This window comes from Moorena sp. SIO4A5, from assembly GCF_010672005.1.
Taxonomy (GTDB): domain Bacteria; phylum Cyanobacteriota; class Cyanobacteriia; order Cyanobacteriales; family Coleofasciculaceae; genus Moorena.
On sequence record NZ_JAAHHZ010000189.1, the window covers coordinates 1 to 9853 of the forward strand.

Sequence of the window (9853 nt, forward strand, 5' to 3'; positions counted from 1 at the left end):
CCTCGTAAGTGGGAGAAATGCTATATATCAATTATCCTGCCGTCGCCACCAAGCACGGACTAGTTTAATGTCGTCATAGGAGTAACGTTCTCCTAAGTATTCCCGTAATTGTTTCAGATACTGATCACCCACTTTTTCAATGGCTGTAATAATTGGCTCATGGCGTTCCAATGGTACCAGTCGTTTTAAATCCACTGGCTGATTCATTTCAATTAATTGGCTCAAATGATCTATTATAGTTCTGGTAGTATACCCTCGTTGTTTAGCAATTTCCTCTACACTTAACCCTTGTTGATAGAATTGCAGCGTTTTCATATAAGTACTGGAGGGCAGGGGTTCTGGTAGTTTTTGCTCTTGACAAAATGCCCGAATTTCTGAAATAAATTGCTCGCCATACTGGGTGACTTTATACTGAGTAACACCGGAAAGTTTGGCAAATTGCTCTAAGGTTTTGGGTTTCATCTGTGCCATCAGTTTCAGTGTGGAATCGGCAAACACTACATAGGGCGGAATCGATTGCCGGTCAGCTAGCTGTTTCCTTAGTTTCCGCAGTTTCTCTAGCAGAAGCTCTGCTTCAACTGCTCTGGGGTTAATTTCTCCTAAGGCTTTTTCTACAGATGACTGGGGAATAGCAACATAAACAGAACGTTGTTTGCGCAGGATTTCCCAACTTAGTTTATTGAGCTTCAGCACTGAGTAGCCATCGGTGGTTTGGTCTACCAATCCCTGGTGCAAAAGCGATCGCACTAGAATTTTCCAAGCCTCTGCAGTTTTATCTTTACCAATACCATAAGTAGAGAGTAAGTGATGGCCATATTGCTCAATTTTCTTACTTTTTGAGCCCCGCAACACTTGAATAATGTGGTTCATCCCAAACCGTTCCCGACACCGGGCTACACAAGAGAGGAATTTTTGAGCTTCAATTGTCCAATCTTCTACTGGCTTAGGATAGCAACAGTTATCACATTTGTCACAATTCCCTGGAAACCGCTCACCAAAGTAGCCCAGCAAAATCCGGCGGCGACAATCTGTGCCTTCTGCGTAGTCAACAATCTGATTTAACTGTTGATAGGCAATCCGTTGTTCGTTGGGATCGGGCTTTTGATCAATGAGATAATGAAGTTTGGAGATATCACTAGCGCTATATAAAACGGTACATGTGGCTGGTTCCCCATCCCGTCCTGCTCGTCCCGATTCCTGGTAATAACTTTCCAGGTTACGGGGTAAATCGTAGTGAATCACAAACCGTACATCGGGCTTATTAATTCCCATGCCAAAGGCTACCGTAGCTACGATTATCCGCACATCATCCCGAATAAACCGATTTTGATTAGTTGTCCTAGCTTTATCCGTCATTCCGCCATGGTAAGGTAAGGCAGAAATGCCATCATTCTGTAACCGGAAAGCAACTTCGTCTACAGAACGGCGGCTCGTACAGTACACAATACCGGAACCTTGGTGAGAACGGATCTGTTTTAATAACTGTTTATAGCTTTGCCGTTGTTTTGGTTGAACGTCGTAGTAAAGGTTAGGACGGTTGAAACTGGCGATGTGAACCTTCGGCTGTCGCAGTTCCAGTTGTTGGATAATGTCCTGTTGGACTCGATTAGTAGCAGTAGCGGTCAGAGCCAGCACTGAGCTATTAGGATAGCGGTTACGTAATAGTTTTAGTTGCCGATATTCTGGGCGAAAATCATGCCCCCATTGTGAGACGCAGTGAGCTTCATCAATGGCAAAGGTGGGAATACCGATTTGCGATCGCACTCTATCCAAAAATGGGATAAACTGTTCTGCTAGTAACCGTTCCGGTGATACGTAGAGTAATTTTATCTGACCCTGAAGGATAGCAGCTTCGCGCGATCGCATTTGTTGGAAGCTCAAGGTGCTATTGATAAAGGTAGCCCCAATGCCATTATCTTCCAAAGACGTCACTTGGTCTTGCATCAAGGCAATCAGAGGAGATACCACAACCGTTAAGCCCGGTTTCAGTAGCGCTGGCAGTTGATAACACAAGGATTTACCACCGCCAGTGGGCATGATAATCAGTAAGTCCTGATTTTCCAGCGCTTCTTCAATAATCTGTCGCTGTCCTGGACGGAAACAGTCGTGGCCAAAGAAATGTTTAAGGGCATGCTCCAGGGATGGCGACTCTTCCATGGTCGTGAGGGGATTGCGATCGCTTCAGTGTTGGGGATAAGATTATTATGCCTAAAAACTGTAACATAGACGCGCTATTTCCTACTCCTCACCTACAACCAAATCCCACAGGGCATCAATACCTCTGCCCACATAGTCGGAATCTTGGTGTTGTTCAATCCATTTAATCACAGTAGGCAGAACATGATTGGATGTTTTGCCCAATTTGCCCAAGGCTTCCGCTGCGCTACTACGCACAAAAGAATCATTATCTTGAAGCAGAGCTAGTAGGGCGTTGACTACAGCTTCTGAGCTGTTGCCCGAATTGCCCAAGGCTAAGGCTGTCCCCTGACGCACATAAGACTGATCATCCTGAAGCAGAGCTAGTAGGGCGTTGACTACGGTTTCTGAGCTGTTGCCCAAGTTGCCCAAGGCTAAGGCTGCCTTGCCACGCACATAATAGTGATCATCCTGAAGTCTTGATATTAGGGCATTGACTACGGTTTCTGAGCTATTGCCCAAGTTGCCCAAGGCTCTGGCTACCTGCCCACGCACATTAGACTGATCATCCTGAAGCCTTGCTAGAAGGGCGCTGACTACGGTTTCTGAGCTGTTACCCAATTTACCCAACCCTCTGGCTGCCTGACCGCGCACAAAATAATTATCATCTTGAAGCCTTGGTATTAGGGCGCTGACTACTGTTTGTGAGCTGTTGCCCAAGTTGCCCAAGGCTCTGGCTGCCCTCCAACGCACAAAATAATCATCATCCTGAAGCCGTGCTAGTAGGGTGCTGACTACAGTTTCTGAGCTGTTGTACAATTTGCCCAAGGCTTCGGCTGCACTCACACGCACATCAGGATCGGGATCCTGAAGCCGTGCTAGGAGGGTGCTGACTACGGTTTCTGAGCTGTTGCCCAATCTGCTCAAGGCATCGGCTACCCACCCACGCACATCAGGATCGGGATCCTGAAGCCGTGCTAGGAGAATGCTGACTACGGTTTCTGAGCTGTTGCCCAATTTACCCAAGGATCTGGCTGCCCTCCAACGCACATCAGAATTCTCATCCTGGAGCTTTGCTAGGAGGGCGTTTATTACAGTTTCTGAGCTATTGCTCAATTTATCCAAGGCATCGGCTGCACTCACACGGACATCAGAATTCTGATCCTTTAGCTGTGCTAGCAATATTGTAATTACCTGATCCTTTTCCCCTAACTCGGCTCGATAGTTCAGCAATCGCCAGTCATCAATTCGATGGGATTGCTGTTCTAACAATTCCAATACCTGTGATTTAAAATCTGTTTCATAGAAACTACAAATTATCTGAAAAACCTGCTCGCGAATCTTCTCACCAACCCGCTCTTTACTACTGACTTCTAACTCAAACAACTGCTGCAAAATCTCTTGCACCAATCCACGATCAGCACCAATAAAATTTTTTGGGTCTTCTGCCAAACAACTACCAGCAAACAACAAATCACGATGCAACCACTGCTCGTAGTTACTCTTATTAGTCAAAACTGCCCGAATCGCCCTCGCCGCCTTTTTCGGTTTTTGTTGTGCTATCAGCAATAGTAACACCTCGCGCCAGTGGGAGTCATGCAAATGCTCCCGAATCTGACTCAAAACAATCTCAAAATCTCCCTCATTATCCGCTTGATAGTCAATCTCTTCAGCACACAAATATTCCTGAAACGTCTTATGGACAAAACCATAACAATTTTGCCCTTGCTCATTCAATAAACCGGTGCGATCGCGAATCAAGGTGACAAATGCTTCTGCTTCTTCTTTAGCTTGGTATAACTGCACCTGCTTCAAGGTTTTAATCTGCTGACTCAACTGATCAATCAACTCATCCCGGTCTATCAGCGATGCAGCGCGGTCTTGGGGGTTTCCCCCATGAGCGACTGCATCAAGAAGCGTACCACTGTCGTTATCTTCAACATTTACCTGGGTATGAATCCAATACGCCAACAATTCCATCAATCGGCGCAAATCATATAAATCTAGATACTTAAATATTCCATGACTGCTGATTTCTTTGTTAGCATCCCAAGACGTTAACAACGTCTTGACAGCACAATTATAAAGCTCAAACCGTTCTTTGGGCAATACCGCTTGATACCGATGAATTAATGCAATGATTGTCAACAATAACGGATTTCGTGCCAATAGCTTAATCCGGTCATTATCATCTAGTGCTTTTCGTAAACTTTGCTTGCGCCTTTCAGCTTCTGCTTGGTCTTGAAACCTGCTGTTATACCAGTTATCAATAAACGCTGAAATCTTCTGATCATCAAAGGGTTCAATTTGATAGTGGGGAAATTCCTCAGTGCGGAAAAAGTCGCGCCGATAGCCAGCCGGTCTAGATGTAATAATAGCGCGATTTCTGTCAAACTGTCCCAAAAAATTCTCGATGCGCCTGACTACATCATTCCGTTTAGCGTCTTCTGCGACTTCATCCAAACCATCTAGCAATATCAACGCTCTACCATCATACAACCAATGCTCAAAAAATCCCACTGGTAAGGGTTTCACTGACATGGTGTTTTCAGCAAATACCCGAGCATAGTCGATCAGGCTTTTATCGAGATTTATCGCAAAATCTCGCATCCTAATTAAAATCGGTAGCCAGTCCGTATCACCATCTAATCCTAAAATCTCAGGATTTTGCTGAGCCAACATTACTGCAAAATAACTCATCAAGGTAGTTTTTCCCGAGCCTGGCGCACCCAATATCACTACTCGTCTCGACTGACTTTGGCTCAATAACTGCTCCGCCAAGAATTTCCGGCCAGTTGTCTTTGCCAATAGTGTTGTTTCTGACATTTCCCCACTACCAGCTGCTAACCAATCCCGTTCCCAAGCGCCAGCAGTTGATAGGTCTTCCACCACATCTGGCATTACAAAAATTTGGGCTAACTTCTCCGATTTTTCTACCTCTTGCCCAGGCACAGCAATGCCAGCAAATTTAACATCATCAAACCAGTTAGCTAGCTGCTCACAATAATCCTGTTTAGCTACCTGAAATTTTAGATAAGTATCCGTCTGCTGAAAATAAGCATTAATAAATGTCTCCACCCAAAGCTTGAGACTATCGTGATTCAGTTTAATATTATGCCCTTCAGCCTGCTGTTGAAATACCGTGATTAAAATCTCCCGATCAGGCTTCCCTTGATTAAGTAAGGGTTTTTGTAATTCCGCCAAAACTGCTGAATGTGTAAAATAGTCCCGCAAAAAATTATTAACTCCATTCCAGCCATCCGGTCTAGCCTGAAAAAATAAGCGCTGGCTCGGAGCCAGTTGTTTTTCCCATTCTTTTACTGCCGCTTCTCCCGCTTTGATTGCCTTGTCTACATCGCTTTTACTCAGAGCTTGACTTAAGCTATCCCATCCTTGTCCCGAAACAATCTCTAACAACGATTCCCCTATTTTCGGGATTGCCCAACCGGCTAATACTGACAAGGGTTCTATCATTGATCTCTAGTTATCGTTAATTATATTAATTATAGCAATTTAGGGAGTAGGGAGTAGGGAGTAGGGAGTAGGGAGTAGGGAACAGGGAACAGGGAATCGGGTTTTTTGCGTGGGTTTGGATCCCCCGTTTCCCTTAATAACGGGGACTTTTCAGATAGATTTCCGGGCTCCTCTTAGGAAGCAGTGAGTAGGGATTAGGGAGCAGGTATTCGGGTTTTTTGCGTGGGTTTGGATACCCCATTATCCCCCTTAATAAGGGGGAGTTTCCAGATAGATTTCCAGGCTCCCCTTAGCTAAGGGGGGCTGGGGGGGATCAATCTAGTAAATGCGATAGAAAGTTCGATACTCTGAAATATCTCCTACTCGAACACATAATTATTCTATCAAATTAAATGCTATACCAGAATTAAACTCTAACTCAAATACTATACCATAATTACCGTATTAATTTAAAAAAATATGATGTTGACTAAGTAATAAATGATGCTTAAACAGCTTATTTTAAGTTTAAAACTAATAAATTAATCGAATATGACGCTACGCGATTGGCCGTAGGCCACGCTAAAAGCGATCGCTTTTTTTTAAATAACCATAAAAATAATTTTTACCGCTAATTTAAAAGTTGTAAAAATAGTTGACAAAATAACAATGATTTTTTAAAATAAAATTGTCCCCAAAAACAACACAAAAAACCTTATGGACATCGAAAACTTTCTCCCAACTTTTGAGTATAATCCCAACAATCCTAATCTCCCTGAATTATCTGGCCAAGCCCAGCCAGGACGGGAGCAAATCAAACATATATTGATCGGTTCGCCCAAAACCGTGCGGGTCACAATCTATAATCTTTATAGCCGTGGCTACGCACAAGTTCATGAGTGGAGCACTCCTCAACCTACCGGAAATTCTGGTGAGGTGATCAGTATATTGATTCGACATCTGTTGGTAGATTAAGATAGCAACTTGCCAGGGATGCCAATCCCTGGCGACAGGTCAAAACTCAGGAGAAAGTACGAAGTCTGAAACCTAAGTTGGTATGTTGTTGATTTGGTGAACACATAGTCAAAAACCCTAGGGCTCTTGACTATTAAAAGAAATAATTCGGTCAAGCATTGGAATTAACCAGGACTTGACCGAATTTTTTTTTGTTGAGGGAACAGGGAACAGGGAACAGGGAATCGGGAATCGGGAATCGGGAATCGGGAATCGGGAATCGGGAATCGGGAATCGGGAGATTTTATATATCTGAGTGCGTAAGTCCTGTCATTCTCAAATCAAGACTTAATTGCGACAGTGCAATAGTTTTTTTAAAGTTTCCACGCTTAACACCCTTATCACCCCTTGTGATAGTGCAATAGTTTTTTCTAACCACCCTTACCACACTTACTGCACCTTGCGACAATGCAATAGTTTTTTTTCAAACACCCACATCACCTATATAACCCATTGCATCTTTTCAAAAATTGTGTTAAAGTAACAATATCGTTAAAACAATGGTTTTTCGCCATGATGATTTCTACCGCACAAGCCGCTGAATTACTAGGTATCTCTGCCACTCGCGTCCGTTTCCTTTTGAGCAAGGGCAGAGTCAAAGGAGCGTATAAGGTTGGTAGAACTTGGGTGATTCCCTTATTTGACGGTATGCCAGTGGTCACCCCTGGTACTCGTGGACCAAAGCGGAATTGGTCAAAGCGTACACAGTACACTAAAGCTGTGATCCACGTGAATCAAAAAGTGATTCGCCAAAATCACAACACCGGCGAACGCAATCCCGTGATTACCGTAAAACGCGGATCTAAAAACATTTACGGTCATACGGTTGAAGTCAATGGTCCTTGTCGGGTAATGTATCGCCCAGATGATCCCCTAAATTGTGGAGCACGGGTATGGATTGAGACGATTTCTGATTTTAAAGTTAGCTGAGCAAGGTCTAAGTTATTTAGTGATAGCGCTACGCCCTGGGAATTGGGAATAGCGATGAGTCAAGCATGGTCGAGAGACTTCTCAGACAACCTCTTAGGTGGTAGGCGATTTATTGGCAATCCCAAACAACCTACTTTATCGGTTTACCAATTGATAGATGGCGAATATAACGTTAATCAGTTCCGAGGAGCTAACCGTATTTTATCCTCAACCTTTCCAGAGTTAAGGTTAAATGCTGAACAGGTTTTTCAAGCGGTCAGTTATCAGTAGTAGTTACTATAAAAGGAATAGGAACTAGGAAAGTTCGGATCAGTATAAAAGAGATGCTATGGTGCGATGGCATAGCGGCTCTTTGCTGAGCATCCCATTAGCATTAACCATTGGCATTAACTTTTGTGCGATCGCATTATCATTAACCGTTGTGTCTAGGCATCCTTGAACTCTCCCCCCCACACTACCCACACTACCCACACTACCCACACTACCCACACTCTTCCCCGGTGAGGATCAATCCTCCTGACTGGCTTGGGGGAAAATAGTGAGCTGATTTGGAATAACCTAATCTGGTATTGTAACAATTTAAATTTAAGATTTGGTTAATTAAAGGTAAAATCAGGTGGACATTGGGAGTATAGATAGTGATTGAGATGCTCAAAGTAGGAACCTTAGTTCGAGTGATTTATCCTGATTATGTTGCGGGTCTTTCGGGTCGTATTGAAGCACAGGAAGAATCCGGTCGTTGGATAGTCAGATTAGAGGAAAATCCATTTGAGCAGAATGATCAACCATTTATACTATCTCTAGATGAGTCAGACTTTGAAGTGATAAAGCCTCCTTCATTGTAGTTAAGCTAGTTATTATATTTTCTAGTTATCAGATTTTCCATTTCCACCAAGCATGAAACACCAGATAAGTATAAATGAGTTCAAAGAAAACGTTAAAGCTGACTTTAACACCAGACCAAACTATGATCAAGGAAGCTTTCACCCTCGCCTAGCCAAGGGTCTAGTAGAACTATCCCACCTGAAAACTGGACAACGAATTCTAGATATTGCTACCGGCACAGGTTTAGTAGCAATTCTTGCCGCCAAAATTGTCGGTGCTTCTGGAGCTGTTGTCGGTGTAGATATTTCCTCAGGCATGCTCAATCTAGCCCAACAAAAAGTTAAAGCCGAAGGTCTCAACAACATCGAATTTATAGAAGCAGATGCAGAAAATTTCAACTTCCAAGATAATAGTTTCGATAGGATTCTATGTTCTTCAGCCATTGTATACTTAACAGATATCCCTGCTGCTTTACGCCAGTGGTATCGCTTCCTAAAACCAGGAGGATTAGTCGGATTTTCCTGTTTTGCCGCAAACGCCTTCCCCACAGGGGGTCTGTTTCGAGAAAAAGCACGAGACTATGGCATTGTAATTCCTAATCCCAATGGACCCCTTGGTAGTCCCGAGAAATGTCACCAGCTACTCACCGAAGCAGGTTTTCAAGACATCAACGTCAAAACCGATCAACTTGGTTACTACAGCAGTGATACTCAAACAGTAGCAGCAAACTCTTGGCGGGGAAACTCAAAGAGTGCCTTTGGCGCGGAAATTTTCCAGCTTTCTCCAGATAAATTAGCACAATTCAAAAATGAATTCTTTGCAGCCGTTGAGCGATTAGCCACAGCAAAAGGCATTTGGATAGATATTACAACGTTTTTTGTTTTCGCCAGGAAATCGGTAACATTTTCTATTATTAAATAATCCCTAGACGTTAGCTTAAGCGCTAATTCACAGGCTAGAAGCCTGTGCCACCCTACTTGAGGTGCTATCAGCTATCAGCTATCAGCTAATGCGCTAATTCACAGGCTAGAAGCCTGTGCCACCCTACTTGAGATCCGAACAGCTTGTGAATAAAATAAGCTGACTGCTGACTGCTGACTGCTGACTGCTTACCTTAGGTTTTTAAAGGTAAAACATTGCACTATTGCTATTATTTATTTTTCTGTTTGTTCTTCCTCCACCACTGGTATTGATTCTGTAGCACCTTCTGCTGAGTAGCCTGAAAATTTAGCCAATTGCTCTAAGGACAGCATACCTGGGTAAAACCGACCATTAATTTCCCAAGTTGGAAAGGCTCTGATCTTCGCTTCAATACAGAGGTTAGTTTGGGAGATTTCAGCCCTTCGGTCACATTCAATATAATTAATTTGCTTAAATGCCTCACCAAACATTTGCTTCTGCTTTGTGCAATAGGGACACCAGTAAGCCCCATACATTTTAGCACCAATTTTGTTCAAATGATCAGATAAAGAGGTGGCTGAAGGGGTAACTGGGA

The 9853-nt window shown here is 43.4% G+C and carries 7 protein-coding genes and 2 pseudogenes; 5 read left to right on the forward strand and 4 right to left on the reverse strand.

Annotated elements, in window-relative coordinates; all coding sequences use genetic code 11:
* Window positions 1-27 precede the first annotated feature (27 nt).
* Window positions 28-2157, reverse strand: coding sequence for a DNA helicase RecQ (recQ, locus tag F6K57_RS31430; protein ID WP_293072043.1), 2130 nt, complete (start codon window positions 2155-2157; stop codon window positions 28-30).
* Between the two features lie 81 nt (window positions 2158-2238).
* The gene (locus F6K57_RS31435; protein ID WP_293072044.1) at window positions 2239-5610 is read right to left on the reverse strand and encodes a sister chromatid cohesion protein PDS5; all 3372 of its coding nucleotides are present in this window, start codon (window positions 5608-5610) and stop codon (window positions 2239-2241) included.
* Window positions 5611-6306: 696 nt separating this feature from the next.
* Between F6K57_RS31435 and F6K57_RS31440 the strand changes: the two genes are divergently transcribed.
* The 3 genes and pseudogenes from F6K57_RS31440 to F6K57_RS31450 all read left to right on the forward strand — a co-directional run.
* Entirely contained in the window at window positions 6307-6564 is a 258-nt protein-coding gene (locus F6K57_RS31440) for a hypothetical protein (protein ID WP_293048106.1), read from the forward strand.
* A gap of 552 nt (window positions 6565-7116) precedes the next feature.
* Window positions 7117-7533, forward strand: coding sequence for a helix-turn-helix domain-containing protein (locus F6K57_RS31445; protein WP_293024842.1), 417 nt, complete (start codon window positions 7117-7119; stop codon window positions 7531-7533).
* Window positions 7534-7626: 93 nt separating this feature from the next.
* A pseudogene (locus tag F6K57_RS31450) lies at window positions 7627-7803 on the forward strand (Uma2 family endonuclease); the annotation flags it as partial.
* Window positions 7804-7842: 39 nt separating this feature from the next.
* On the opposite strand, the gene F6K57_RS31455 reads toward F6K57_RS31450, so the two are convergent.
* Entirely contained in the window at window positions 7843-8022 is a 180-nt protein-coding gene (locus F6K57_RS31455) for a hypothetical protein (protein WP_293072045.1), read from the reverse strand.
* Window positions 8023-8180: 158 nt separating this feature from the next.
* On the opposite strand from F6K57_RS31455, the gene F6K57_RS31460 reads away from it, so the two are divergent.
* The gene (locus tag F6K57_RS31460; RefSeq protein WP_075905805.1) at window positions 8181-8378 is read left to right on the forward strand and encodes a hypothetical protein; all 198 of its coding nucleotides are present in this window, start codon (window positions 8181-8183) and stop codon (window positions 8376-8378) included.
* A 52-nt stretch (window positions 8379-8430) separates the two neighbouring features.
* Window positions 8431-9279, forward strand: a complete 849-nt coding sequence (locus F6K57_RS31465; RefSeq protein ID WP_293072046.1) for a class I SAM-dependent methyltransferase — start codon at window positions 8431-8433, stop codon at window positions 9277-9279.
* A 233-nt stretch (window positions 9280-9512) separates the two neighbouring features.
* Here the strand turns inward: F6K57_RS31465 and F6K57_RS31470 are convergent.
* Window positions 9513-9853: pseudogene (locus F6K57_RS31470) on the reverse strand (hypothetical protein); the annotation flags it as partial.